The 26,652-nt window shown below is 72.0% G+C and carries 23 protein-coding genes and 1 pseudogene; 20 read left to right on the forward strand and 4 right to left on the reverse strand.

The window, feature by feature from the left end:
• Nucleotides 1-4: 4 nt before the first annotated feature.
• On the reverse strand, nt 5-1,279 hold the full coding sequence (locus STRNI_RS03350) for an NADH-ubiquinone oxidoreductase-F iron-sulfur binding region domain-containing protein (protein ID WP_277410510.1): 1,275 nt from the start codon (nt 1,277-1,279) through the stop codon (nt 5-7).
• Entirely contained in the window at nt 1,276-1,683 is a 408-nt protein-coding gene (locus STRNI_RS03355) for a hypothetical protein (RefSeq protein ID WP_277410511.1), read from the reverse strand. The genes STRNI_RS03350 and STRNI_RS03355 overlap by 4 nt, the downstream gene beginning before the upstream one ends.
• A gap of 354 nt (nt 1,684-2,037) precedes the next feature.
• Between STRNI_RS03355 and STRNI_RS03360 the strand changes: the two genes are divergently transcribed.
• The 7 genes from STRNI_RS03360 (at nt 2,038) to STRNI_RS03390 (ending at nt 10,212) form a co-directional block, all read left to right on the forward strand.
• The gene (locus tag STRNI_RS03360; protein ID WP_277410512.1) at nt 2,038-3,189 is read left to right on the forward strand and encodes an aromatic ring-hydroxylating oxygenase subunit alpha; all 1,152 of its coding nucleotides are present in this window, start codon (nt 2,038-2,040) and stop codon (nt 3,187-3,189) included.
• Between the two features lie 148 nt (nt 3,190-3,337).
• The gene (locus tag STRNI_RS03365; protein WP_274739946.1) at nt 3,338-4,471 is read left to right on the forward strand and encodes a polyamine ABC transporter substrate-binding protein; all 1,134 of its coding nucleotides are present in this window, start codon (nt 3,338-3,340) and stop codon (nt 4,469-4,471) included.
• 1 nt (nt 4,472) lies between these two features.
• Nucleotides 4,473-5,375, forward strand: coding sequence for an ABC transporter permease (locus tag STRNI_RS03370; RefSeq protein WP_277410513.1), 903 nt, complete (start codon nt 4,473-4,475; stop codon nt 5,373-5,375).
• Nucleotides 5,372-6,217: an ABC transporter permease gene (locus STRNI_RS03375; RefSeq protein WP_159484257.1), complete on the forward strand. Its 846-nt coding sequence runs from the start codon at nt 5,372-5,374 to the stop codon at nt 6,215-6,217. The genes STRNI_RS03370 and STRNI_RS03375 overlap by 4 nt, the downstream gene beginning before the upstream one ends.
• A 5-nt stretch (nt 6,218-6,222) precedes the next feature.
• Nucleotides 6,223-7,332, forward strand: coding sequence for an ABC transporter ATP-binding protein (locus STRNI_RS03380; RefSeq protein ID WP_277410514.1), 1,110 nt, complete (start codon nt 6,223-6,225; stop codon nt 7,330-7,332).
• 140 nt (nt 7,333-7,472) lie between these two features.
• Nucleotides 7,473-8,786, forward strand: a complete 1,314-nt coding sequence (locus STRNI_RS03385) for a flavin monoamine oxidase family protein (protein WP_159484261.1) — start codon at nt 7,473-7,475, stop codon at nt 8,784-8,786.
• Nucleotides 8,779-10,212 carry an aminobutyraldehyde dehydrogenase gene (locus tag STRNI_RS03390; RefSeq protein ID WP_277410515.1) on the forward strand — a complete coding sequence of 478 codons (1,434 nt, stop codon included), beginning with the start codon at nt 8,779-8,781 and terminating at the stop codon, nt 10,210-10,212. The genes STRNI_RS03385 and STRNI_RS03390 overlap by 8 nt, the downstream gene beginning before the upstream one ends.
• A 54-nt stretch (nt 10,213-10,266) precedes the next feature.
• Here the strand turns inward: STRNI_RS03390 and STRNI_RS03395 are convergent, their stop codons facing one another.
• Nucleotides 10,267-11,193 (reverse strand): DMT family transporter, encoded by a 927-nt coding sequence (locus STRNI_RS03395; protein WP_018091990.1) that lies wholly within the window; start codon nt 11,191-11,193, stop codon nt 10,267-10,269.
• A gap of 360 nt (nt 11,194-11,553) precedes the next feature.
• Here STRNI_RS03395 and STRNI_RS03400 point away from each other — a divergent pair, with 360 nt between their 5' ends.
• The 10 genes and pseudogenes from STRNI_RS03400 to STRNI_RS03445 all read left to right on the forward strand — a co-directional run bounded on the left by STRNI_RS03400 (nt 11,554) and on the right by STRNI_RS03445 (nt 22,120).
• Nucleotides 11,554-12,324 (forward strand): GntR family transcriptional regulator, encoded by a 771-nt coding sequence (locus STRNI_RS03400; protein ID WP_026170033.1) that lies wholly within the window; start codon nt 11,554-11,556, stop codon nt 12,322-12,324.
• A 64-nt stretch (nt 12,325-12,388) separates the two neighbouring features.
• A complete protein-coding gene (locus STRNI_RS03405; RefSeq protein WP_026170034.1) occupies nt 12,389-12,616 on the forward strand; it encodes a 4Fe-4S dicluster domain-containing protein in 228 nt (75 codons plus the stop codon).
• Between the two features lie 13 nt (nt 12,617-12,629).
• Nucleotides 12,630-14,066 carry an ABC transporter substrate-binding protein gene (locus STRNI_RS03410; RefSeq protein WP_277410516.1) on the forward strand — a complete coding sequence of 479 codons (1,437 nt, stop codon included), beginning with the start codon at nt 12,630-12,632 and terminating at the stop codon, nt 14,064-14,066.
• On the forward strand, nt 14,063-14,956 hold the full coding sequence (locus STRNI_RS03415) for an ABC transporter permease (RefSeq protein WP_381845729.1): 894 nt from the start codon (nt 14,063-14,065) through the stop codon (nt 14,954-14,956). The genes STRNI_RS03410 and STRNI_RS03415 overlap by 4 nt, the downstream gene beginning before the upstream one ends.
• Nucleotides 14,953-15,735, forward strand: a complete 783-nt coding sequence (locus STRNI_RS03420) for an ABC transporter ATP-binding protein (protein WP_277410517.1) — start codon at nt 14,953-14,955, stop codon at nt 15,733-15,735. The genes STRNI_RS03415 and STRNI_RS03420 overlap by 4 nt, the downstream gene beginning before the upstream one ends.
• A gap of 86 nt (nt 15,736-15,821) precedes the next feature.
• Nucleotides 15,822-18,614: a fumarate reductase/succinate dehydrogenase flavoprotein subunit gene (locus STRNI_RS03425; RefSeq protein ID WP_277410518.1), complete on the forward strand. Its 2,793-nt coding sequence runs from the start codon at nt 15,822-15,824 to the stop codon at nt 18,612-18,614.
• Nucleotides 18,615-18,789: 175 nt separating this feature from the next.
• Nucleotides 18,790-19,914 (forward strand): PP2C family protein-serine/threonine phosphatase, encoded by a 1,125-nt coding sequence (locus STRNI_RS03430; protein ID WP_018091997.1) that lies wholly within the window; start codon nt 18,790-18,792, stop codon nt 19,912-19,914.
• Nucleotides 19,915-20,194: 280 nt separating this feature from the next.
• Nucleotides 20,195-20,446 carry a hypothetical protein gene (locus STRNI_RS03435; RefSeq protein WP_018091998.1) on the forward strand — a complete coding sequence of 84 codons (252 nt, stop codon included), beginning with the start codon at nt 20,195-20,197 and terminating at the stop codon, nt 20,444-20,446.
• A gap of 461 nt (nt 20,447-20,907) precedes the next feature.
• Nucleotides 20,908-21,637: pseudogene (locus tag STRNI_RS03440) on the forward strand (MerR family transcriptional regulator).
• Nucleotides 21,638-21,829: 192 nt separating this feature from the next.
• Nucleotides 21,830-22,120 carry a hypothetical protein gene (locus STRNI_RS03445; RefSeq protein WP_026170038.1) on the forward strand — a complete coding sequence of 97 codons (291 nt, stop codon included), beginning with the start codon at nt 21,830-21,832 and terminating at the stop codon, nt 22,118-22,120.
• A gap of 207 nt (nt 22,121-22,327) precedes the next feature.
• Here STRNI_RS03445 and STRNI_RS03450 read toward each other — a convergent pair whose 3' ends face one another.
• Entirely contained in the window at nt 22,328-22,477 is a 150-nt protein-coding gene (locus STRNI_RS03450) for a hypothetical protein (protein WP_167540481.1), read from the reverse strand.
• Nucleotides 22,478-23,044: 567 nt separating this feature from the next.
• On the opposite strand from STRNI_RS03450, the gene STRNI_RS03455 reads away from it, so the two are divergent.
• The 3 genes from STRNI_RS03455 to STRNI_RS03465 all read left to right on the forward strand — a co-directional run bounded on the left by STRNI_RS03455 (nt 23,045) and on the right by STRNI_RS03465 (nt 26,623).
• Nucleotides 23,045-24,850 carry a M4 family metallopeptidase gene (locus STRNI_RS03455; RefSeq protein WP_277410519.1) on the forward strand — a complete coding sequence of 602 codons (1,806 nt, stop codon included), beginning with the start codon at nt 23,045-23,047 and terminating at the stop codon, nt 24,848-24,850.
• A gap of 127 nt (nt 24,851-24,977) precedes the next feature.
• Nucleotides 24,978-26,177, forward strand: a complete 1,200-nt coding sequence (locus tag STRNI_RS03460; protein ID WP_018092003.1) for an MFS transporter — start codon at nt 24,978-24,980, stop codon at nt 26,175-26,177.
• A 53-nt stretch (nt 26,178-26,230) separates the two neighbouring features.
• The gene (locus tag STRNI_RS03465; protein ID WP_159484279.1) at nt 26,231-26,623 is read left to right on the forward strand and encodes a DUF6578 domain-containing protein; all 393 of its coding nucleotides are present in this window, start codon (nt 26,231-26,233) and stop codon (nt 26,621-26,623) included.
• Nucleotides 26,624-26,652 lie beyond the last annotated feature (29 nt).

A 26,652-nucleotide genomic window follows, 5' to 3' on the forward strand; every position in this document is an offset into this window, starting at 1 on the left:
CCTTTCAGCGGGAGGAGGAGACGGAGCGCGGGCGGGGCACGCTCCGCCGGGCGACGTACGGGACGGGCACGGTGAGCCGGCCGGCGTCCGCGGGCGCGGCGCAGCCCGGGCAGGGGGCGTCGAGGTGGGCGCGGACCAGGTCGGGGAAGGCGCGCAGGAGGCTGCCGGTCGTGCCCGCCGCGGCACCGAGCAGCCCGCAGGCACCGCGGCCGGGCAGTGAAGTGGACCAGCGCTGCAGCCGGGTGAGGAGTCCGGAGTCGGCCGTGCCGTTCGTCAGGGCACCGACGGCGTCGCGGAGGGAGCCGGTGCCCGCGACGCAGATGCCGCACTGCCGGGCGCTCTCGGCGGCGAGGTGGGCGAGGACGGCGGAGACGAGGGAGACCGGGCATTCGTCGGGGGCGAGGAAGCGGATCGCCCCGCAGCCCAGTGCCGTCCCCGCGGCCGCGAGGGTGTCGGGGTCCAGCGCGAGGTCGAGCCGGCCGGGACCGATCAGCCCCCCGAAGAGGCCGCCCATGAGGGCCCCGGCCGGCTCGGGCGTGCCCTGGGCCTGCGCCAGGGTCCGCAGGGTGCAGCCGTAGGGCACCTCGGCGAGCAGGGGTTCGGCGCCGCCGCCCGCGAGCGTCACCAGGGTGGCGCAGGCCGTACGGCGCCGGTGGTCCGGCTGTGCGGCGATGAGCGCGATACGGGCCAGGGTCTCGACGTTGGCGACGAGGGTCGGTGCGCCGCCGACGCCCTGCTGGTAGGGGCGGGGCGGTTTGGCGGTGGGGAGGGCGGGGCCGCCGTTGATCCGGCGGACCACGGCGGTCTCCTCCCCCGCGACATAGGTGTGCGGGGTGTCGACGACATCGCACGGCAGCTGGGGTGTGCGTTCGGCGAGCGCACGGCGGATCCGTTCGCCCGCCGCGGTGTCGGAGACGTAGACGTAGCCGCGCTCCGCGCCGGTGATCTCCGCGGCCAGCGCCAGCCCGTCCAGGACCAGGTGCGGGCGGGCCCGCAGCAGCCAGCGGTCCTTGACGGAGCCGGGTTCCCCTTCCTCTCCGTTCGCCACGACGACGGGGCGGGGTCCGGCGTCGCGTACGGCGCGGAGTTTCGCGGCGGTGGGGAAGCCGGCGCCGCCGCGTCCCCGCAGGCCGTCGATCCGGTCGAGGAGCTCCGCCGCCCCGATCGCCCGGCGGTAGCCTCCGGCGGCAACGTACGCCCCGGCGTCCTCGTTCACGCCCGGTGCCGCGCCGAGCACGGAGGGGGTTCCCGGCGGTATCAGGGAGTCGGTCCCGGTCATCCTCGGTCTCCGTCCGGTGGGGCGGTGCGCAGGGTGCGCACAGCGCGTTCCAGGGCGCTGCGGTCCGCGGCCGTCCGGTCGTACCCCGGTCCGGGGAGGCCGATCAGCATGCGGTGGTGGTCGAGCACGACCTCTGCCGCACGGAGTGCGGCCCGGCGGTCGCCGGGGCGGGTACGGGCCGCGACCGCGGTCACCAGGCCGGTCACCTCGGCGAGATAGCGGAGCCAGCCGTGCTGGGTGCCGTGCAGGATCAGGCGCTCGACGCGGCGCCGTTCGGCCTCGGTCGCCTCCGCGGGGGTGTCCGCCGTCCGCCGCGCGGTACGCAGGGCCGCGACGGTGGCGGGCAGTTCCCGTTCGGGTTCGGGAGTGAGCCCGAGCCAGATCAGGTTCCGACGACCGCTCATGCGTGCCTCCGGGGAGAGGGGTGGGGTGCCGGCTCGGGTCAGGGCAGCGGGGTGTGGGGGCGGTGCCGTGGCTCGGGGCCGGGGCGAGGTGCCGTTGCGGGGGTTCGGCCGGCGGATCGGGGCGCGATGCGCCCGTTCGCTTCCGGGATCCGTGCGGCGGAGCGCCGGAGCAGCGATGCCACTAAGCTAACTAATCAATTAGTCAGGACACAAGTCTTGACTTCGTTGAAACCCGCCAGCAATCTGACTGACCAATTAGTCAGCACGGATCCCCGGTGCGCCGGTCCAGGGACTTTCCACCGCGCCCTGCCGCCCCGGCCCCGGCGCCCCGTGCGGCATGGAGGAGTGACCCCGATGCACCCCGAAGCCACCACGACACCGACGGCACAGGACGTCCCCGGGCAGGCACTGCCCGCCCGCTACTACACCGACCCGGCCGCGGCCACCGCCGAGACGCAGCACCTCTTCGCCAAGTCCTGGCAGCTCGTGTGCCATGAGTCCGATCTCCCCGGCCCCGGCGCACGCCTCGCCGCCACCGTCGCCGACCGCGAGGTACTGGTCGTCCGTACCGAGGACGGCACCCTGGCCGGGCACCTCAATGTGTGCCGGCACCGCGGCACCCGCCTGGTCTCCGCCCCCGAGGCGTCCGGCAAGGCCCTCCGCTGCCCGTATCACGGCTGGACGTACAAGCTCGACGGACGGCTGGTCGGTGCGCCCGAAGCACGGCAGATCCCCTGCCTCGACAAGCCCGCGCTCGGTCTCTTCCCCGTCCGGGTCGAGTCGTTCCTGGGATTCGTCTTCGCCAACCTCGACCCGGATGCCGTGCCGCTGGCGGAGCAGTGCGCCGGGCTGGCGGAGGCCGTCGGCCACTACGCGGGGACCGATCTGGTGCCCGTCGGACGCAGCCGTATCCACGATCTGGCCGGCGCGGAAGTACAGCACGCCAACTGGAAGGTCGCCGTCGACAACTACCTGGAGGGCTACCACGTCCCGGTCGCCCACCCCGGGCTGATGCGCCTGCTCGACTACCAGGGCTACACGAGCGAGATCGACGAGTCCTATGTCCTCTTCGCCTCACCGCTGCGCGACAAACCCTCCTCGAACTGGGCCGAGCGGCTCTACCAGCGCCTCGCCTCCCCCATGCCGGGTCTGACCGAGGCCGACCGGCGGGTCTGGCGGTACGCGGTGATCTACCCCAACACACTCATCGACTTCTACCCCGACCATGTGCTTGCCTGGACCGCCATACCGACGGCGGTCGACCGGGTGGCCGTCCCCGGCGCCTTCTACACGCGCCGCGGGACGAGCGCACGGACCCGGCTCGCGCGCCGGCTCAACATCCACATCGGCTGGATCACCAATGACGAAGACGCCGAATTGGTGGCCCGGGTGCAGAAAGGCCTCGGCACCCCGGGCTTCGAGCCGGGCCCCCTGTCCCGCCGGGAAGCCGCGGTCGGCTGGTTCGCCGACCGGGTACGCACCGACCTCGGTGGCGCGATGCGCTGACCCCCACCGGTGAGACAGCGCCATGAGCCGTCCCCCTCGGCGCGCGACGCCCCGCGCCACGGCTGACAGGTCCCGCACGGAGGACAGGGCTTCCGTGCATCCGTGACCGCTCCCTGAAGCAGCGCTCATCCCCTACGGAGAGGACCTCATGTCCCCCGAGGAACCCCCACCTCCGTCCCGGCGCGCGTTTCTGCGCTCGGGCGTCGCCGCGGCCTTCGGCCTCGGTCTGGCCGGATGCGGCTTTCTGCCGGAGGGCCGCAACGCCTTCGGCGACCCGGACCGGCCGATCGACGTCAAGGTGGACGGCGACCTGGTGTATTTCAACTGGGCGGACTTCGTCGCCCCGGCGGTCTTCGACGGATTCGAGAAGGAATACGGCGTCAAGGTCATCCAGTCGAACTTCGACTCGATGGAGGGCATGGCCGCCAAGCTCAACGCCGGGAACCGCTACGACATCATCTTCCCCACCGCGAAATGGGCGCAGCGGCTGGCCGACGGCGGGCGGCTGCGCCGTATCGACCACTCCCAACTGCCGCACGCCGACGCGGTGTTCAGCCGGTACCGCTACTTCGCCGACCCCTGGTACGACCACCACTCCGCGCACACCGTCCCGTTCACCATGTACAAGACGGGCATCGGCTGGCGGAAGGACCGAATGGGCGACGACCTGGCCGGCTCCTGGGGCGACCTGTGGAACGCCCGGGCCAGGGGGCAGGTCTTCGTCCTCGACGACCGCGACGAGGTGCTCGGGATGGCGGCGCTCAAACTGGGCCTGGACATCGGCACCTCCGATGAACGCGACCTCGCCCGGATCACCGCCACGCTGCAGAGCCTCCGCCCCCGGCTGCGCGGCTTCTCCAGCGACAGCTACAACAACCTGCTCAACGGCAACGCGGTGATGACCCAGGCCTGGAGCGGCGATATGGCCGCCATGCTCGGACAGGCCAAGGACCCGTCCGTGCTCGGCTTCGAGGTCGCCCGGGAGGGCGCGCCGATCAACTCGGACTGCTACGCGATCCCCGTCAACGCCCGCCACCCCGGCACGGCGATGCTCTTCATCGACTACATGCTCAGACCCGAGAACGTGCGCAAGAACATCCGGTACATCGGCTACCCCATGCCGGTCGGCGGCAGCGAGGACGTCTACGCCGCGATCGTGAAGCCGTTCCCGCAGTGCCTGGTCGCCCCCGACGACCTCAAGGCCGACCTCTTCTTCCGCAATGCGTCCTCGAAGGGCGAGCAGGCCCGCGATACCGCCTGGACCCACGTGAAAGCCGGCTGACATGGCACAACGCACCCCCTCCGGGGCACTCCGGGACCGCCGCGGGCGCTCCGCGTCCGGCACCCGGCTGTGGACCTGGCTCATGCTCCCCGGCACCCTGTGGATGACCGGGTTTCTCATCGCCTCCCTGATCCTCGTGGCCACCCTGGCCCTGGGCACCACCGACCCCCTCGGCAACCCGCGGTTCGGCTTCAACTTCGACAACATCGCGGCGATGGCCGACCCGGCCTACCGCATCGTGCTGCTGCGCTCGCTGGGCTTCGCGCTGATCGCCTGCGTCGTCTGCCTGATCGTGGCCTATCCCGTGGCCTACTCGATCGCCCTGCACGGCGGGCGGTTCAAGAACCTGCTGATCGCCGCGATCGTCGTCCCGTTCTTCGCCAACTACCTGGTGCGGATGTACGGCTGGTCCGTGGTGCTGTCCGACGGTGGCCCGGTGCTGAAGGCGCTGCGCGCGGTCGGACTCGCCGACGGGCACACCAAGATCCTGCAGAGCGGGGTCGGCGTCATCGCCGGGCTCGTCTACGGCTTCATCGTCTTCATGATCATCCCGCTGTACGCGGCGCTGGAGCGGATGGACCTCTCGCTGATCGAGGCGGGACGCGATCTGTACGGAGGGCCGTTGCGGACCTTCTTCTTCGTCACCCTCCCGGCGACCCGGCAGGGCGCGGCCGCGGGCGCCGTCCTGGTCTTCCTGCCCGCCATGGGCGACTTCGTGAGCGCCCAGCTGATGGGCGGGCCGGACCAGATCATGATCGGCAACCTGATCCAGGACAAGTTCTTCCAGGGCCAGAACTGGCCGCTCGGCTCCGCCCTCACCATGCTGATGATGGCGGTGCTCTTCATCGGAATGCTCGGCTATCTGCGGCGCACCCGCAAGGACGAGGCGGAGGCCGCCCGATGACGCTTCGCCCCCCGCGCCGCCTGCACCGCCGCGGCACCGACCGCAGGCCCCGGCTCGCCCTCACCGTCACCACCCTCTTCTTCCTCCTCCTCTACCTCCCCATCGGCGTCGTCGTCCTCTTCTCCTTCAACGGCCAGAAGTCCCTCACCGTCTTCAAGGGCTTCAGCCTCCGCTGGTACTCCGCCTTCTTCCACGACAACGTGCTGATCGAGTCGCTCGGCATGAGCCTGCGGGTCTCCCTGGTGGCCATGGCGGGTTCGGTGGTCCTGGGAGTGGCACTGGCCCTGGGGCTGGTGCGCTGCCGTACCCGGCTCGGCTCGCTGGCCGGCCTGATCATGCTGGTCCCGCTGATCACCCCGGAGATCGTCACCGGTGTCGCCGCGATGCTGCTCTTCAAGGGCATGGACATCACCCTCTCCTCCGGCACCGTGATGCTCGCGGAGATCACCTTCTCCATCTCCTATGTGACGGTGATCCTGCGCTCGCGGATCGCCGCCCTCAATCCGGAGGTCGAGGAGGCGGCGATGGACCTGGGCGCCACCCGCTGGCAGGCCCTGCGGCTGGTCACCCTGCCCGCGCTGCTGCCCAGCATCCTGGCCTCGGCGGTGCTCATCTTCGCCCTGGTCTTCGACGACTTCGTGCTGGCCTACTTCACCACCGGCGTGGACCCGCAGCCGCTGTCCGTCCGCATCTACTCGGCGATCCGGTTCGGCGTACAGCCCACCATCAATGCGGTCGGCACGCTGATGCTCGCCGGTTCCATCGGCCTCATCGGGCTCGCCCTGGCCATCCCGCGTCTGTTCGGCCGCCGCGGTGGCCTCGATCTGCTCTCCGGGAAGTGACACCCATGACCTCCTCCGACGCCCCCTCCGCCGGCGCGGCCCCGACCGGCGACCCGCCCGCCGTCCGGCTCGACAACATCAGCAAGAGCTACGGAAGTTCCTCCGCTGTGCAGGACCTCTCCCTGGACATCGCACCCGGCGAGTTCTTCTCCCTTCTGGGCCCGTCCGGCTGCGGCAAGACCACCTCGCTGCGGATGATCGGCGGCTTCACCGACCCCACCGCGGGCACCATCCTGCTCAGCGGTGAGGACGTGACCGCGCTCCCGCCGGACAAGCGCAACGTCAATACGGTGTTCCAGAGCTACGCCCTCTTCGACCATCTCTCGGTGGCCGACAACGTGGCCTTCGGCCTCAAGCGCAAGGGCGTCGGCCGGGCCGAGATCCGCGAGCGGGTCGGCGCCATGCTCGACCGGGTGCAGCTCGGCGGCCTCGGCGACCGCAAGCCCCGTACGCTCTCCGGCGGGCAGCGTCAGCGGGTGGCCCTGGCCCGCGCCCTGGTCAACCGGCCTCAGGTCCTGTTGCTCGACGAGCCGCTGGCCGCGCTCGACCTCAAGCTCCGGCGGCGGATGCAGGTCGAACTCAAGCAGATCCAGCGCGAGGTCGGCATCACCTTCGTCTTCGTCACCCATGACCAGGACGAGGCACTGACCATGTCGGACCGGGTGGCGGTGATGAACGAGGGCCATGTGGAGCAGTGCGGGACGCCGGAGGACGTCTACGAACGCCCCGCGAGCCGGTTCGTCGCCTCCTTCATGGGGACGTCCAATCTCGTCCCCGGCACCTACCGCGACGGGCAGGTCGTCCTCGACTGCGGCCCCGCGCTGCCGGTCGGCGACCGCACCGGCGTCTCCGACGGCAGCAGCGTCAGCCTGTCGATACGGCCCGAGAAGATCTGGCTCTCCGATTTCGAACCGGGCATGGCGCTGGTGCACGGCGTGGTCCGGGAGACCGTCTACTCCGGCCCCACCACCACCTATCTGATCGAACTCGCCCCCGGCGTCACGGTGTCCGTACTGGAGCAGAACACCGACCGCTCGCGCATGGAGGACCGCTGGAGCGGCGGCGAGAGCGTGGAGATCGGCTGGAAGCCCGAGCACTGCCTGGTCCTGGATTAGGGCCTGTCCGATGGGTCAGGGCCGGTCCGCGGCGCCTGACCCATCGGACAGGCCCTAGGCCCCACTGCGGCCCCCGCCCCCTCGACCAGGCCTGGTGCGCCCGCACCAGCCGCCCGCCGACAGCAAAGGAACGCTCCCTCATGAACCACGATGTCATCGTGCTCGGTGCCGGTCTCGCCGGGCTCGCCGCGGCGCGGGACCTGAGCGCGGCCGGTGCCGACGTCCTCGTCCTCGAAGCCCGCGACCGGGTCGGCGGACGCGTCGAGCAGGCCGTGCTGCCCGACGGCCGGCTGGTTCAGCTCGGCGGAGAGGTGGTCGGCCGGGCCCATACTGCCTACCTCGCCCTCGCCGCGGAGCTCGGCCTCACCCTCATCCCCAGTTATGTCGCCGAGCCCGGCCGGATGGCGCGGGCCACCGCGGAAGGGGTCTCGGCCGGCGACCCGCCGCACTGGTTCGGGCCCGGTGACGAGGCCTGCCACCGGAAGGTCACCGACGCCTTCGTCGCGCTGGCCCGGACCGTGGACCCCGAGGACCCGTGGTCCCATCCGCAGGCCACGGCCCTCGACCGGCTGTCGGTCGGTGCCTGGCTGCGCGGCGAAGGGGCGAGCCCGGCCGTCGTACGGCTCTGGGAAATCGGCCAACTCGCCCTGGCCAGCGGCTCCTACGAGCGCACCTCCCTGCTCGCCGCGCTGCGCAAACACGCCGCGGTCCCCGGTGACGACCCCTACGCCTACGAGGACTGGGAAGGCCTGCGGGTGGCCGAGGGCTCGGCGACGGTGGCGCTGCGGATGGCCACGGAACTCGGCCGGCGCATCCGGCTCGAAGCGGCCGTCGAGGAGGTGGCGGTGCGCCCGGGAGGCTGCCGGGTGCGGCTGGCCGGCGGGGAGAGTCTGACGGCGGACGCCGTGGTCAGCGCGCTGCCGGTCGGTCCGCTCCGCTCGGTCGCCTTCACCGGCGTCTCCGAGGCCCGGCTCGCCTCGCTGCACCGCCAGCGGCAGGCCGTCGCGGCCAAGTTCGCCGCGGCCTACGACAAGCCTTTCTGGCGCGGCCTGGACCTCAACGGCCTGTCCGAATGCGAAGGGGTGCTCGGCAGCACCTGGCCGCAGAGCGAGGGCATCCTCTCCGCGCTGATCCCTCCCGAGCGGTACGGCGTCCTGCTGGGCATGCCCGCCCCGGTACGGGACCACGAGCTGCTCTCGGACGTGGCCCGGCTCTACGGTGCCCAGGCCTTCCAGCCGTTCACGTCGTATCTGCGGCTGTGGGGCACCGATCCCTGGACCCAGGGGTACGTCACACAGTGGAACCCCGGCGATGTCATGGCCGTCGGCCCGCTGCACGGCACCCATGAACCGCCGTTCTACGTCTGCGGGTCCGACCAGTGGGTCGCCGGGTACATGGAGGGCGCGGTGCGCACCGGCCGCGATACGGCGCGGGAGGTGCTGCGCCATGGCTGAGGACACCACCCCCGTCCCGGTCCTCAACCACCTCGCGGGGACGGACCGCCCGGCGGCATCCGGCGCGACGACGGACCTGGTCAACCCCGCCACCGGCGAGGTGCACCGCAGTGCCCCGCGCTCCGGTCCGTCCGACACCGACGCGGCCTGCACCGCCGCGGAGACCGCCCTCGCCCGCTGGTCACTGACCACCCCCGCCGAGCGGCAGCGGGCACTGCTGCGGATCGCCGACGCGGTCGAGGAGCACGCCGACGCCCTGGTGGCCGCCGAGGTCGGGGACACCGGGAAGCCGCCGGAGCAGTTCCGCACCGAGGAACTGCCCGCGGTCATCGACACCTTCCGCTACTTCGCGGGGGCGGCGCGCCAGCTGCCGGGGGCGGCCGCCGCCGAGTACACCGAGGGCCGTACGTCGGTGCTGCGCCGCGAACCGGTCGGCGTCTGTGCCCAGATCACCCCCTGGAACTACCCGCTGATGATGGCCGCGTGGAAGGTCGCCCCGGCGCTCGCGGCAGGCAACACCACCGTCCTGAAGCCCGCCGACACCACCCCGTCCTCCGCCTCGCTGCTGGCCCGGATCGCCGCGGAACATCTGCCGCCCGGTGTGCTGAATGTGGTCTGCGGGGACCGTGACACCGGGCGGTCCCTGACGGCGCATCCGGTGCCCCGGCTCGTCGCCGTCACCGGCAGTGTCCGGGCCGGGCAGGAGATCGCCGCCTCCGCCGCGGCGGACCTGAAACGGGTGCATCTGGAACTGGGCGGCAACGCGCCGGTCCTGGTCCATGAGGACGTGGACGCCGAGGCCACCGCTGCCGAGCTCGCGGCCGTGGCGTACTACAACGCCGGCCAGGACTGCACCGCTCCCACCCGGTTCCTGGTCCACCACCGCCGCTACGACGCCTTCGTGGCCGCGTTCGGGGCGGCCGCGCAGTCGCTGCGGACCGGGCCGCCCGACGATCCGGCCGCCGACTACGGCCCGCTCAACAGCGCGGCCCAACTGGGCTCCGTACAGGCCTTGTTGAGTCGTCTGCCGGCGCATGCCGAGGTGGTGACGGGAGGTACGGCACCGGAGCGGCCGGGCTGGTTCCACTCCCCCACGGTCGTTGCCGGAGTGCGCCAGAGCGACGAGATCGTGCAGGAGGAGATCTTCGGCCCGGTCGTCACGGTGCAGCCCTTCACCGACGAGGCCGAGGCCCTCCGGCTGGCGAACGGAGTCCGGTTCGGTCTGGCGGCGAGCGTGTGGACCGGCGACCATGCGCGGGCGATGCGGGCCACCCGCGCCCTGCACACCGGGATCGTCTGGGTGAACACCCATGGCACCACGGTGTCGGAGATGCCGCACGGCGGGGTCAAGCACTCCGGCTACGGCAGCGATCTGTCCCTCGCAGGCCTGCTGGGCTACACCCAGGTCAAGCACGTCATGCTGTGAGGCGGCGGCTCCCGGGAGCGGCCGTGCCCGGGAGCTTCGGGCGGCGCGCGGCGCTCAGGTGTCCGCCGGTCCGGGCGCCGTACCGCGGTCGCGGGCGGCGGCCGGCGCCTGGTCCTGAGTATCTGTCAGATCCCGGACCAGTGCGACGCGGGAGAGCAGCACGGCGCCCCACAGGACCAGCCCGACGCCCAGCGCCTCGGGCAGCAGCCACCAGCCGGTCCGGACCCGTTCGTCGTACAGGGTGACGCCCAGCGACAGGCTCACCAGCGCGTCGCCAAGAGTGAGGACCGGCTGCGAGGCGGTCAGCGGGCCCGACTGCATGGCGTTCTCCAGGAGGAAGATGGCCAGTACGCCGGTGGCGGCGAAACCGTAGGTCTGCCATGTGCTGAAGAACGCGGCGGGGCCGCCGGTCTGCCAGGCGTGGGTGGCGTCCTTCAGCATGGCCGCGGTCAGGGCGTACCCGACCGCTGTCGCCCCGGCGAAGCAGGCGGCCCGTACGCCGCCCGCCCCGCGGCGGAGCGCGGCACCGACCGCCGTGGCCATCACCCCGGCGCAGACCACCAGGGCGGGCACCCAGCGGTCGAAGGGGGCGTGGGTGGTGCCGATGGTGGGCGCGGCGGCGGCGAGGGCGGATCCGAGTCCGACGACGAGCAGCCCCACACCGATCCAGCCGGAGCGGGAGATCTGGCCGCCGAGCAGGACCCGTCCGATGAGCAGGGCGAGGGGCAGTTCGAGGACGAAGAGGGGTTGCACCACCGACAGCGCGCCCTGCGACAGGGCCAGCGCCTGGAAGCAGGCCGCGGCGACGACGGCGAGCATCCCGCCGAGCCAGACGGCCCGGTGCAGCAGATCGACGAGCAGACCGAGGCGCAGCCCGGCGGACAGCGGCACCGTACGGGCGGCGCGCCGCTGGAGGACGGTGGCCAGCGCATTGCTGGCCGCCGCGAGCAGTGCGAACAGCACGGCCGGCCACGTGGCCACGGCCCACCTCCTCGTCGGCCACCCGGGCACCCGGGCGGGGCCCGCGCCACGTGGTCGGGCGGCGGCGGGGCGGCGCTGTACCGGTCTTCGACGCTATCCGGCGGCCGGCGCGGACCGCCCGGCGACACGGGCGCCGGAGGGCCGCATTCGCTGGGCCGGACGGATGCTTCCCGTCTGCCGGGGTGACCGATCCGGGGTGCCGGGCGAGCGTCTCCCGGGCTCCGGGCGGCTGCCCCCGGAGTGGCAGATCTTGTCGTCTCAGCCGCGAACCGCCAGGTCACAGCCGCGTCCCACCCGGCGGTAGGTGGCGCAACACTGCGGCAACACCACTGGCCGGATCTCGTCGGTATGGTCCACCGCATGCCAGCCGAACGCACCCGCCAGCACACGACCCCGGTAGCGGCCGCGCGCCGTCGCCGGCTCCGCGCTGACCGCGCCCGGCAGCTCGCCGACCTGCTGCGCCACCAGGTCCTCGGGGGCGGCTTCCCCGGCGGCGTACTGCCGCACGAGGAGGTGATCGGCGCGGACTACGGCGTGTCCCGCAACACCGTCCGCCAGGCCCTCGATCTGCTGCGCGCCGAACAGCTCGTGGAGCGTCAGCCGGGGGTGGGCACGGTGGTGGTCTGCCAGAAGTACCCGCATGCGCTCGACCGGCTGATGGGTCTCGCCGAGACCCTGCACCCGCACGGCAGGGTCACCAATGAGGTGCGCACGATCAGCCCGGTCCCGGCTCCGGCCCCGGTGGCGGACCGGCTGCGGATCCCGCCGCGTTCCGAGGTGCTCTACGTGGAACGGCTGCGCCGGCTGGACGGCCTGCCGCTGTCGCTGGACCTGACCTATGTCCCGATGCACATCGGGCTGCCGTTGCTCGACGCCGATCTGGAGAACAACGACGTTTTCCGGCTGATCGAGGAGACCGCCGGACAGCCCCTGGGCACCGCCGAGATCACCCTGGAGGCCGTCAATGCCGATGCGCACTCCGCCGCCGTGCTGGAGGCGCCGCGCGGCACCGCGGTGCTGATGCTCGAACGTCTCACCCATCTCGCCGACGGCGCCCCCGTCGACCTGGAGTTCATCCGCTTCCGCGGCGATCGCCTCACCATGCGGGGCCTGCTGCGCCGCACGCTCTGAGCCACTCCCCCGCCCGCGCCCCTCCCCGCCCTCCTCCGCTCCCCGCCATGCTCTGGAGACCCCCATGCCTCTTACGCCCCAACGCGCCGACGTGCCCGTGACCATCGACGAGTCGAAGTGCATCGACGGCTGCACGCTGTGCGTCGACATGTGCCCGCTGGACTCGCTCGCCATCGACCCGGCGAGCAACAAGGCGTACATGCACGTCGACGAGTGCTGGTACTGCGGCCCGTGCGCCGCGCGCTGTCCCACCGGCGCGGTCACGGTCAACATGCCCTATCTGCTGCGATGAGAGGCCCCCGTTCATGAGCTCCCGATTCACGGGCTCCCCCTTCCCGCCGTCCCCCTCACCGTCCACCGCCGCCCCCTCAGCCGCACCGCACCCGGCCCGTCGCCGTGCGCTCACCGCGGCGCTGGTGTCCGCGCTGCTGCTGGGCTCGCTGAGCGCCTGCGGTACGCCCGCGGACGCCTCGGACGGCAAGACCGTCACCGTGACCGTCGGCTACCAGTCCAAGACCATCAACACGGTCACCGCCGGCACCCTGCTGCGCGCACTCGGCTCCTTCGAGCGTGCGCTGCGCGCCCAGGGCAAGCGGGACGGCAAGGTGTACAAGGTGCGGTGGCAGGACTACGCGACCGGTGCGCCGATCACCGCGCAGATGGTCGCCGGGAAGGTCGACATCGGCTCGATGGGCGACTTCCCGCTGCTGATCAACGCCGCCCGCGGCACACAGCTGCACGCCCCCACCCGGCTGGTCTCGGTGACCGGCTACAACCTGCGCGGGGCGCTCAACACCATTGTCACCAAGCCCGGTTCCACGCTGCGCTCGCTGCGGGACCTGCGCGGCAAGAAGGTCTCCAGCAGCGTCGGCTCGGCGTCGGACGGCACTCTGGTGCGGGCCCTGCAGCGGGCCGGACTCGATCCGGAGCAGGACATCCACAAGCTCAACCAGCAGCCGGCGGTGGGGGCCTCGGCGCTCCAGTCGGGCAGCGCGGACGCCCTGTCGCAGTTCGTGGCCTGGCCGGGGCTGCTCGCCTTCCAGGGCAAGGCACGGGCGCTCTACGACGGGGGCGCGCTCGGCCTGCCCACCTTCCACGGGGTGACCGTACGGGACGCGTTCGCCACCCGGCGCCCGGCCGTGGTGCGGGCGTTCCTCACCGCACAGCGGGACGCGACCCGCTATCTGCAGAGCCACCCCGTCGATGCCGCGCAGCGCGTCGCCGAGGCCACCGGGCTGCCGCCCGAGGTGGTCTACCTCTACAACGGCGCCGGCGGTATCGCCACCTTCGATCCCACCCTCAAGCCGCAACTGATCGACGCGCTGAAGAAGGACGTCCCCGTGCTGCGCGCGGCGAAGCTGACCGAGCCGGTCGACGTCGACTCCTTCGTCAACGACCGCTTCGTCAAACAGAGTTACGGCAAGGACTACCCCCGGGCCGTGCGCACCACGGCGCATCCGTCGCCCGACGAGGTGTGGCTGCGCGGCGCGGACCCGACCCGTTCCTTCGCCGGCCCGCAGGCCTTGCTCCGGTTCGTCGCCGGGCATCGCGGCAGAGTGCGTGCCGCGTATGTGGCCGATACGACGACCGGCAGCCGCTGGTTCGCCGACAAGTCGGTCTGGGTCCGCGACGGCGCACGACTGCTGCCCTTCGCCACCCGGGCCACCGCCGACGCCTGGACGCGGCAGCACCGCAGTGCCCGCACCCTCAGCTACGCCGCCGCTCTGGAGCAGGCCCGGTGAGCGCGCCCGCCACAACGGCCGGCCGCACGGGACGGACCGGCCCGCGCCGAGGGAACTGGATCCGCTACGCCCGGATCACCGCCGCGGTCCTCGCGGCGCTCGCCGGGTGGCAGTTGCTCGCCCAGTTCCGGGTGAACCTGTGGCTGCGGTTCTCCCAGTTCCCGACGGTCGCCGAGACGGCCCGTGAATTCGCCCGCCGGCTGGGCACCGCCACGTACTGGCAGGACGTCTCCGACAGCCTGACCCGGATCGTCGGCGGCTTCGCCCTCGCGGCCGTCCTCGGCGTCGCAATCGGCACCGCTCTCGCCCGCTCCCCCGTCGTCTCCGATCTGTGCGGACCGCTGCTCGAAGTGCTGCGCCCGATACCGGCGATCGCGCTGGTGCCGGTGGCGATCCTGCTGTTCCCCAGCAATGAACAGGGCATCGTCTTCATCACGTTCACCGCCGCGTTCTTCCCGGTCACGGTCTCCACCCGGCACGCGGTCCAGGCGCTGACGCCCGTCTGGGAGGAGGCGGTCCGCACCATGGGCGGCGGCCGGTGGCGGGTACTGCGGTCGGTGGTGCTGCCGGGGGCGCTGCCCGGCATCCTCGGCGGACTGTCGGTGGGCATCGGTGTCTCGTGGATCTGTGTGATCTCCGCCGAGATGATCTCCGGCGAGTACGGCGTGGGCTATCGCACCTGGCAGGACTACACCATCGTCGACTACCCGGGGGTCTTCGTCGGGATGGCCACCATCGGTCTGCTCGGCCGGCTCACCTCCACGGTGGTGGAACGGCTGGGGCGGCGGCTGACGCGCTGGCTGCCGCGCACTGAGCGCGGCCCGGGGGCGTCGGCGGGCGGCCGGGCCCGGTGGCGGACGGTCCGGACGACAGTCGGGGAGCCGTCATGACCAGTACCGAAACCACTCCGGCGGCCCCGGCGCAGACAGCCGCACCGGGCCTCCGGCTGACCCTGGACGACGCCGCGCTCGGCCGCCCCGGTGCCCCCGTCCTCGACCACCTGGACCTCGATGTCGCCGCGGGCGAGATCCTCACCGTCGTCGGGCCGTCCGGCTGCGGCAAATCCACCCTGCTGCGCACGCTGGCCGGTCTGCTGCCGCTCCTCGGTGGCCGGCTGACCCAGGACGGCGAGCCGGTCGGGGGACCCGCCGCCGACCGGGCGCTGGTCTTCCAGGAGGACGCGCTGCTGCCCTGGCGCGGTCTGCGGGCCAATGTGGAACTCCCGCTGGCCATCCGGGGAGTGGCCCGCGCGCAGCGCCGGGCGCGGGCCGATGACTGGCTGGCCAGGGTCGGGCTCACCGAGCACGCCGCCCGGCTGCCGCACCAGGTCTCCGGCGGCCAGCGGCAGCGCACCCAGCTGGCCCGGGCGCTGGCCGGGCGGCCGCGCGCGGTCCTGATGGACGAACCGTTCGGTGCGCTCGACGCACAGACCCGGGCCGGTATGCAGCAGTTGCTGGTGACGGCGCTGAGCGGCACCCACGCGACCGTCGTCTTCGTCACCCACGACGTGGACGAGGCGCTGTTCCTGGGCGACCGGGTCGCGCTGCTGGGCTCCGGCCGGGTGCTGGACGTACCGCGGCCACGTCTGCGCGGGGCGCACAGCGATCCGGCGACGGTCGCCCTGCGCCGCGAGGTGCTCGCGTCCCTGGACGGCCGGCCCGGTTCCTGACCGGCGTCCGGCCCGGGCGCGACCCGACACATCACCGACCTGCCCGGCGCGTCCTCGTACGTGACCGGCGAGCGAAAGGCACTGTCATGCCGGAAGGCACCGTCAGCGGGACCGCGGACACCATGGAGATCCCCGCCCTCGACTCCGCCGAGGAGCTGTCCTGCGACGTCCTCGTCATCGGCGGGGGCACCGCCGGGACGATGGCGGCGCTCACCGCCGCCGAACGCGGCGCCTCCGTCCTGCTGCTGGAGAAGGCGCATGTCCGCCACTCCGGTGCGCTCGCCATGGGCATGGACGGGGTCAACAACGCCGTCGTCCCGGGCCGCGCGGAACCCGACGACTATGTCGCCGAGATCACCCGCGCCAACGACGGCATCGTCGACCAGTCCACCGTCCGCCAGACCGCGACCCGGGGCTTTGCGATGGTGCAGCGGCTGGAGTCGTACGGCGTGAAGTTCGAGAAGGACGAACACGGCGAGTACGCGGTCCGCCAGGTGCACCGCTCCGGCTCGTATGTGCTGCCGATGCCCGAGGGCAAGGACGTCAAGAAGGTCCTCTACCGGCAGCTGCGCCGGCGGGAGATGCGCGAGCGGATCCGTATCGAGAACCGCATCATGCCGGTGCGGGTGCTGACCTCCGGCGGCCGGGCGGTCGGGGCTGCGGGCTTCCACACCCGCACCGGGCACTTCGTCACGGTCCGGGCGGGCGCGGTGATCCTCGCCACCGGTGCCTGCGGCCGCCTCGGCCTGCCCGCCTCCGGCTATCTCTACGGCACCTACGAGAACCCCACCAACGCCGGTGACGGCTACGCCATGGCGTACCACGCGGGCGCCGAACTGACCGGCATCGAGTGCTTCCAGATCAACCCGCTGATCAAGGACTACAACGGCCCGGCCTGCGCCTATGTCGCCAACCCCTTCGGCGGCTACCAGGTCAACCGGCACGGCGAGCGGTTCGTGGAATCCGACTACTGGTCGGGACAGATGATGGCGGAGTTCGCCGCCGAGGTCGCCTCCGAACGCGGCCCGGTCTATCTGAAGCTCAGTCACCTCCCGGAGGAATCCGTCTCCGCCCTGGAGACGATCCTGCACACCACCGAGCGCCCCACCCGCGGCACCTTCCACGCCGGGCGCGGCCACGACTACCGCACCCATGACGTGGAGATGCACATCTCCGAGATCGGCCTGTGCAGCGGGCATTCGGCGTCCGGGGTACGCGTCGACGACCACGCCCGCACCACCGTGCCGGGCCTGTATGCGGCCGGGGACCTGGCCTGTGTCCCACACAACTACATGATCGGCGCATTCGTCTTCGGTGACCTGGCGGGCGCGGACGCGGCCCAATACCGGGCGTACGAAGGCGAGTTGCCCGCGGACCAGCTGCGGGACGCCCATGAACTGATCTACCGGCCGCTGCGGAACCCCGACGGCCCGCCGCAGCCTCAGGTCGAGTACAAGCTCCGCCGCTTCGTCAACGACTATGTCGCGCCGCCCAAGAGCGGCGCCCGGCTGTCTCTGGCCGTCGAACACTTCGCGCGGATGCACACCGACCTCGCCGGGATGGGCGCCCGCACCCCGCACGAGCTCATGCGCTGCGCCGAGGTCAGCTTCATCCGCGACTGCGCCGAGATGGCCGCCCGGTCGTCACTGGCCCGCACCGAGTCCCGCTGGGGCCTCTACCACGCGCGCACGGACCACCCTCAGAGCGATGACGCCGAGTGGCTGCACCACCTCGACCTGCGGAAATCAGCGACGGGAAGGATGGAGTTCACGGCCCGCCCGGTGGCGCCGTACCTCGTCCCGGTCGACGAGTACCACCCCGTGGGCGGCGCTGCCCGCTTCCTCGGCGAGATCCATCCGGAGCAGGTCGCGACGGCGGGACCGAGGGATACGCCGCCGGTGGGGTCCCTGGGGGCGGATGCGGCAGCCGTGAGCGCTCCGGCAGCGGCCGGGGCGGCGGCCGAGGCCGGCGCCCCGGCCGGGACCACACCCGGGGCCGGTGCCGGCACCTCTCCCCGCATCCTCGAACTCCTCGCCCTCGCCGAGGCCCCGCCGGACCTCCCGACGCTGCGCCCGTACCTCACCGACCCCGACCCGGCCGTACGGCGCGCCGCCGTCGACACGCTCACCGAAACCGTCCCGCCCGGCACGGGCCAGGCCCTCGCCACCGCCCTCGCCGACTCCGACCCCGCCGTACGGGCGGCCGCGGGTGCCTCACTGCGTGAGCTGATCGAGGTCCTCCCGCCGGAGCCCGGTCTGCGGGCACCGCTGGCCGCCGCGGCGCACGGGCCCGACGCGGTCGTCCGGTCGGCGGCCGTGGAGGTGCTGCGCGCGCTCCGCCTCGGCGACCGGGCCCTCTTCGCCACCGCACTCACCGACCCCGCCGTGGACGTACGCCTCCAGGCCGTCCGCGCCCTGGTCTCCGTCGACGCCGCGGACGCTCTGCGACGTGCCGCCCAGGACCCCTCCCGTGAGGTCCGGGTGGCCGCCGCGCACGGACTCGGTACGGTCGGCGGCCCCGGGGACCTGGCGGTGCCGCTCCGCGACGAGGACCTCCTCGTACGGGCCGCGGCGCTCGCGGCGCTGGCCACCACCGGCTGCCCGCCGCCCTATGACGCGGCGGCCGTCGCGGCGCTCGGCGACCCGGCCTGGCAGGTCCGCTCCGGTGCCGCCACGGCCCTGGCCGCCGCCGGCCCCGACCCCGCCGTCGCCGCACTGCGCTCCGCGCTCGCCGACGGGCACGCGGATGTGCGCAAGGCGGCGGTGCTCGCCCTGCGTGCGCACTCCGGTCACGCGGAGGCCCGCCAGGCACTGGCCACGGTCGCCGACGACCCGGACGCCGATGTCCGCGCCTACGCCCGGCTCGCGACCAAGGGGTGACACGGCTGCGGGGCGTCCGGACCGTCGGGCGGCATCCCGGTGCGCCACACCCCGGCGCACCGCGTGCGGCCCCCTGACCGGGCGCCACGGCGACGCCCGCGACGACTGCGGTATAAAACAGCACAAAACAGGCATATTCCTGCTAGCCGACATGGACAGCTGGTCAGGAATGCCTATGCCCTCCCTCTCCCCCCGATGGCCCCGATACGTCGAGTTCGCTCCGAGCGTCCTGGTCGCCGGAGGGCTCGTCTGGGACGCGTTCTCGCCGGCCGACTATTGGGGCGACCCGATGCTGACGGCGGCCAGCGTGACGGCCGGTGCGCTGCTCTCCCTGCGGCACACCCTGGCGATCGGCGCCGCCATCGTCGGCGGTGTCTTCGCGCTGACCGTGAAGGACGGCACCGCCGGCGACATCGTCGGCTATCTGGAGCTCATCAACACCGTCTTCGCCGCACTCATGGGGGTCGGCGTCAATCGGGTGATCGCCCGGCACGGACGCCGTCTGGACGTGGTGCGCTCGGTGGCGGAGGCCGCCCAGCGTGCCGTGCTGCCCGCACCGCCGGAACGCATCGGACCGCTCTCGATCGCCGCCCGCTACCAGGCCGCACAGAGCGAGGCCCGGATCGGCGGCGACGCCTATGCCGTCCAGCGGACCCCGTTCGGCGTCCGGCTGCTGATCGCCGATGTGCGCGGCAAGGGACTGGGCGCGGTGGGCGCGGTGTCGGTGCTGCTGGGTGCGTTCCGTGAGGCCGCCGAGGAGGAGCCGGACCTCGCGACGCTGGCCGACCGGATGGAGCGCGCCCTCCTGCGGGAGAGCGAGCACACCTCCGAGGAAGACCGGCTGGAGGGCTTCATCACGGCCCTGCTCTGCGAAGTCCTCCCGGGGGCCGCGGGCCTGCGGCTGCTGAACTGCGGCCACCCCGCGCCCTATCTCTGCCACGACGACGAGGTCCGCGTCCTGGAGGCCGGTGATCCGGGGCTTCCGCTGGGGATGGGCACACTGGGAGTGGAACGGACCTGCCCCGCCGACCGGCCGTTCCCGGTGGGCAGCACGCTGCTGCTGGTCACCGACGGGGTGACGGAGGCCCGGGACCGTACCGGACGGTTCTATGATCCCGCGACACAGCTGGCGAGCCAGGGCCCGTTCCGGGGGCCACAGGACGTGATCGACCAGTTGGTGCGGGACGTCGAGCGCTGGACCGGTGGGCCGCGGGACGACGATATGGCGGTCCTCGCCCTCACCCGGCAGAGGGAGGGCCGGATGCGGATCCCCCGTAGTGGGAGCAGCCCCGACCACTGAAGCACAGGACGGACTGCGGGCTGCGGGACCGCGGCTGGCCGAAGACTGTTCGCGGACGCAACCAGCCCGGCGACAGCACGCCTCACCGAAACCCGGCCGTCCCGCCCGGACCTCGCCCTTCTGCCCTACCGGACCGACTGACACACCAAGCCCTGCCTTGGCGTGCGACGACTGCCGTAAATCTCCGTCATCACTCCGCACCCGCCGCCACATTGCGTCTTTTCCCCGGCCCTTTGGGAATTTCGTCGTGTGCTGCCGAAAATCCGGGGTGGGAGATGAGATGATCAGTCAGAGCATCAGCATCCGCACCGAGCGATCCATCGCTCCCGCGCAGATCGGAGTTGATGTGTCCGACAACAGATCAACCCTGCTGAGTCAGCGCGCCGCCGTTATTTTCCTCCTTGGCGCCCTCACCGCAATCGGCGCCGGTGTGCTCACCTTCTTCAATGGCGGCACCCCGGCTTCCTCCACCCTCGTCGGCGGCGCCGCCTTCGGTGCCGCCGTGACCTTCTTCCATACGGTCATCGACTGAGCCGGCCATCGACTGAGCTCCGGTACGGCCGGAAGCGCCTCCCGTGCGCGACGCGGCCGACTCACCAGGCCGGTTGGGTCAGCACAGCGTGACCCAAGTCCCGGCGCCGGCAGAGCACTTGGACAGCCGGGCACAGTGCCGCGCTGCCCGGTGGTGGCCGGGCGCGGACGGTGACCGATGCGCGCCCACGGTCCCGCAAGTGACCCACGGTCCCGCAGGTAAGGGGAAGACCTCGGCGCGAACAGCGCCCGCGGAGCGCAGACTGCGTCGGTCGCCCAGGCGCCGGCCACCACACCTTCACTTTCCACACCTTCAAGTTTCTCCCTGCTCTGGATTGAGGGTTTTCAGGGATTCCTGGCTCTGGATACGGCTGTGAACTGAGAAATCAGTCGCTCCCGCGCAGCCCGGAACGGATAACCTTCAAATTCTTGAAGAACCTTCCGGGGGGGGAGGACGGGCCGATGGGCAGTACGGAAGCGGGGCTCCGCCCGGTCGATCTGGCGCGTATGGCGGGGGTCTCCACCCAGCTGATCCGCAACTATGCGGACGCGGGCATCCTGCCGCCGGCCCCGCGCACCCCTTCCGGCTACCGCACGTTCGGCTCCCGCCACCGTCGCGCGCTGCTCACGTACGGGGTGCTCACGCGGGGATACGGCCCGGGCACCGCTCAAGCGATCATGCAGGCCGTGCATGCGAAGGACCTCGGCCGGGCGCTGGCGCTGGTGGACGCCGGTCATGCGGCACTGCATGAACAGCGGCTCTCCCTGAAGGCGGCGAGTGAGGCGCTCGAAGCGCTCGCGGGCCAGGCCCCGGACGACTCGGCGGTGCCGCGATCGGGCCTGCGGATCGGGGAGGTGGCTGCCCTCCTGGGGGTGCGTACCTCTGCCCTGCGGGTGGGAGTCCGCCGGCCTCCTTGCGCCACGGCGGGACCCGGGCACCCGGTACCGCAGCTACCGCGCCGCCGACGTCCGGGACGCGCGGCTGATCACCCTGCTCCGGCAGAGCCACTATCCCCTGGACCGGATTCGGCCGGTACTCGACGATCTCCATCACGCGGGCAGCAGCGACGCCCTGCGCACCGCGCTCGGACCGCGGCAGGCCGAGCTCACCCGGCGCGCCACCGCGATGCTCGAAGGGTCCGGCGCCCTCCACGCCTACCTCACCGGGGACGGGCCGGCGGAGGCGGGCTGAGCGCCGCGCAGCGGACCGGCGGCCTGCGGTCCGGAGCCGCGGGACCGGCCCGGCTACGGGGCCCCGGCCCGGTCTCTGCCGCCCCATGCGGAATCCGTGGCACCGCATGCGGTGCGCGGGCGCACCTCAGGTGCCAAACTTGAGACACCGCGCCCGGCCGCCAGCCGGGGCCCTTGCCGCCGAGGGGTGATCATGACCTGGGCATCTTGGACCACTGTGGGGATCCACGCCCTACCTGGCGCGGTTCGCACCGCGGAGATCGGCGTGATCAACGGAGACCTGACCATTCACACGACCTGGTCGGAGAACCTGGCCCATGTAGCTGTGCAATACACCGGGTCATCGGACTGGTACACCATGGCCGGCAGCCCCGTCCCGTGCGATTCCGAAGAGGCCAGCCGCACCTTCCACCAGGCCGTCGTCGAAGCCGTACGCGGCGGAGAGCGAGCCGACGCCTCCCTTGAGGAACTCTTCCATCACTAGGGCATCGCCCTGACCCGGCCCGGTCGGTGCCGGCTCCGGTTAAGGGTTGCCCCGTAAACGATCAACGCCTCGGGTGGGACGTGGCCTCCGCGGCCCCGAGTGCCGTCCACGATGAGCACGGCGCCCTTGCGGAATCGCTTGCAGCGGAAGGCGCCACGGTCGGCCCTTACGAACTCATCCCACCCGTGAAGAGATACGGGGCAACCGTCAGGTGTGCAGGATGCGCACGGCGAGCAGCGTCTGCCAGGTCCAGCCGACAGTGAGTGAGACGCGCTGGATCAGCCCGCCGAGGTCGGCCCAGCGTTGACGCTGCCTGAACGCGGCATCGGCCAGCGCCACCGTCGCCGTGAAGAACACACCGCTAGAGGGCCTGCGGCCATCCCGCAGGCAAGCAGCACTTGATTACCCATGCCGTCAACATAGGTCGACGGGATGAGGGTGCGCCAACATTCGTTGACGCGAGGCGGCAGTCCTCAAGCCCATCACCAGCCCCGGCACGCAACAGCCATCACTGAAACGCCTACTCGGTGATCCGCGCCCCTGCTCCGGGAGACCAATTGCGGGACAGGCCGCACCGGCAGCACCCCCCACCGCGGACCAACAGGCCCGCGGTGAGGACCGTTCGGGGCGGGTCGAGCCTGCCCCTGTAGCAGTCCAGAGTTCCGCTCACTTTCCGGGCAACCATTTCGCGCCACCCCATGTCTCCTCAGGTGGACCACAGTTGGTCACCTGTTGGCTACTTAAAGCTGACCAATTGTTAAATTTCGCCCACGAATCTCAATTACTGATCATTTCGCTTTACATGCCCATGCCAGACACACCAGGGTTTGCGCGGGGCCCCGCGGCCCCCGTGGTGCACAACAGCACCGCGCGTACGGGCGGTTGGCCAGCCGACCGCCCCCGCAGCGCTAAGGACCCACATCAGTGCGTAGACCCCACATACGCAGACACCGCCTGGCCATCGCGGTCGCCGTGACGACGGCCGCCACCCTGACGGCGGGTGTGGCGGGCAGTGCCTCCGCGACCCCTCCGGCCTCGCCGGTCGCTGCTTACTCCTCAACTCCCGCCTCTCAGAAGGCCGTTGACGCGGCCCGTGCCGCCGCATTCGCGCACGCCTCGGCCACCGGAGTCAGCAAGAAGGACACCCTCGAAGCCACCGACACGCTCGTTGACCCGGACGGCCGGCAGCATGTCCGCTTCGTACGGACCCACCGCGGAATGCCGGTGCTCGGCGGCGACCTCGTCGTCCACCTGACCGCCAAGTCGGCGTACGAGGGCGTGACCCGGGCCTACCGTCACCAGGTCGACATGAGCGGCACGGACGCGAAGCTGTCGGCCGGAGAGGCCCGTACGAAGGCCGCCGCCGTCGCCAAGGGCCGGGCCGGCGACGCCGAACTGGTCGTGGACGCCCGCAACGGCCGCACGACGCTGGCCTATCAGGTCGAGGTGGCCGACAGCGGCACCGCCGAGTCCGGTGGCGTCCGTACGGTCGTCCTCGACGCGGCGTCCGGCACGGTGCTCAGCAATGTCCAGGCCGACGACTCGTTCCTGTCGCCCGCCCTCCAGCGCAAGCTGCGCGCGCGGGGCGAGCGGCTCAACCCCGCGACCGGACTGTTCACTCCCGCCGCGCCCGCCACGGGCAAGGCGGCGAAGGCCGCCGGCTTCCCGGCCGCGGCCAAGGGCACCGGCGCGTCCTTCTTCGTCGGCAGTGTCCCGCTGTCCACCACCCAGACCGCGAAGAAGTCCTTCACCCTGAAGGACTCCACCCGCGGCAACACCGAGACCCGGGACGCCGGCGACAAGGAACTGGAGAAGTTCAGCAGCGGCAAGGCGTTCACCAGCACCACCAACCGCTGGGGCAACGGCACCACGAGCAACCGGGCCACCGCCGCCGTCGACGCCCAGTACGGCATCGCCAGCACCCTGGACTTCTACAAGAAGGCCTTCGGCCGCAAGGGCATCAAGAACGACGGCCGCGGGGCGCGCGCCCTGGTGCACTTCGGCAAGAAGGTCGGCAACGCCTTCTGGTCCCCCGACTGCGGCTGCATGCTCTACGGCGACGGTGACGGCAGGACGTTCACCAAGCCGCTGGTCGTCCTGGACGTCACCGGCCATGAGCTCTCCCACGGCGTCGTCGACGCGACCGCCAACCTCCAGCCCACCCGGGTGGACATCGAGGGCAACCAGTTCGGCGAGCCCGGCTCGCTCAACGAGTCGCTGGCGGACATCTTCGGCAGCGCGGTCGAGTTCTCGACCAACAACCCGAAGAACCCGCCGAACTACCTGTTGGGCGAGAAGCTCGGCCTCGACCAGAAGTTCCTGCGTCGTCTGGACAAGCCGTCCCTCGACAAGCTCGAAGGCGCGGTCGACTACTGGTCGAAGGCGTCCTACGACACCGAGGTGCACGCCGGCTCCGGTGTCTCCTCGCACGCCTACTACCTGCTCGCCGAGGGCAGCGGGAAGAAGACCATCGGCGGCGTTGCCTACAACTCCCCCACCCATGACGGCTCCAAGGTGACCGGCATCGGCCGGAACAAGGCGACGGCGATCTTCTACCGGGCGCTCACCCGGTACATGGTCTCCACGACCGACTTCCACGACGCCCGGACCGCGACCCTGCATGCGGCCAAGGACCTGTACGGCGCCAAGAGCACCGAGTACAAGACGGTGGACAAGGCCTGGGCGGCCGTGAATGTGAAGGCCTCCAACACGCCCTCCGCCAAGCACTGATCCCCCCGGAAAGGCGCAGCGTGGTGCCCCGCGGTCGGTGGGGGGGCACCACGCTCGTCCGTTTCCCGGCCCGGGGTCCCTCCAGTGGTCCTCGACGGGGTGGCGGCGGGAGCCTACGTTTGAGGCCATGATCATCGATCGCACGGGCGGGACCCGGCGGCTCGGCTATCCGGCAGCGGCCGGCGTGTTCGCCGTCGGCATGGCCGGTACGACACTCCCCACCCCGCTGTACGGGCTCTACCGCGCACAGCTCGGGTTCTCCGAGCTGATGGTGACCGTGGTCTTCGCCGTGTACGCGCTCGGCGTGATCACGGTGCTGCTCCTGGCCGGCAATGTCTCCGACGAGGTGGGCCGGCGGCCGGTGTTGCTGTGCGCGCTGGGTCTGTCGGCGGCGAGCGCGCTGTGCTTCGTGTTCGAGGGCGGGCTGCCGATGCTGCTGCTGGGCCGGGTGCTGTCCGGCTTCGCCGCCGGGTTGTTCAGCGGCGCCGCCACGGCGGCCGTGCTGGAGCTCGCCGGGCCCGGCCAGGAAGCGCATGCGGGGTTCGCCGCCACCGCCGCGAACATGGGCGGCCTCGGCTGCGGCCCGTTGCTGTCCGGGCTGCTGGCGCAGTACGCGCCGTGGCCGCTGGTCCTGCCGTTCCTGGTGCATCTCCTCCTGGTCGCCGGGGCGGCCGGGGTGACCTGGTTCCTGCCGGAGACCGTCGGGCATCCGCACCGCCCCCGGAAGCTGCGGCCGCAGGGCCTTCGGCTCCCGCCCGAAGTGCGGGGCGTCTTCACCCCCTCGGCCGTCGCCGCGTTCGCCGGTTTCTCCCTCCTGGGGCTGTTCACCGCGGTGGCGCCGAGCTTCGTCGGCGAGACTCTCGGGGTGCACAACCTGGCCGTTGCCGGGTTGATCGTCTTCACGGTGTTCCTGGGCTCCACCGCCGGGCAGTCCCTGACGGAACGGATCGGTGTCCGCAGAGCCCTGCCGGGCGGCTGTCTGGTGCTGGTGGTGGGCCTCTTGCTCGTGGCCACCTCGCTGGCCGTGACCTCCCTGCCGCTCCTGGTCATCGGCGCGGTGTGCGGCGGCGTCGGCCAGGGCCTGGCGTTCCGGGCCGGGCTGACCGCCGTGGGCCGCGCGGCACCGCCCGAGCACCGCGGCGGCACCATCTCGGCCTTCTTCCTCGTCGCCTATCTCGGCATTTCGCTGCCGGTGGTCGGGGTCGGTGCGCTCACGCTGGTGCTGGGCCTGCGCGGTGCGGGCCTGGCCTTCTCCGGCTGTGTCATCGTGCTCGCCGTCGCCGTCGGCCTCTACGTACTTCTGCACCCGCCGGCCGACGAGGACTGACCGGTCCCGGGCACCGCATGCCGTCGGCCCGCCACCCCGGGCAGAATCGCAGGATGAACCTCACGGTCTGGCTGGACGATTGGCAAATGCAGTGCTGCGGCGACCCGTTCCGCATCGGGTCACAGGTGTCGTGGACACTGACCGACACGAAGAAGGAGTGGCTGACGGACGTCCTCGGCGCCGAGACCGCCGAGACGGTGGACGCCGCCGAGGAACATCACGGCGGGGCCGCGGAGGGGGCCGCCCCCACGGTCGCCACCGTCACCGCCATCAGCGCGGTGCACTGCCGGTACGCACCACGTCCCGGCGACCCGGTCGGGACGCGGTATGCGGTGCCGGGTACCGGAACGCTCACCGCCCTGTCGTCCGCCGACGGCTGGACGCCCGACCGTGACGCTCTCAGGTTCGTCGGCTACCTCGTCGAGCTCGCCGTGTCCGGGCGGTGAAGGCGTCGGCCGGGCAAGCTCCTCGGCGG

It is taken from the genome of Streptomyces nigrescens, from assembly GCF_027626975.1.
In the GTDB taxonomy this organism is placed as follows: domain Bacteria; phylum Actinomycetota; class Actinomycetes; order Streptomycetales; family Streptomycetaceae; genus Streptomyces; species Streptomyces nigrescens.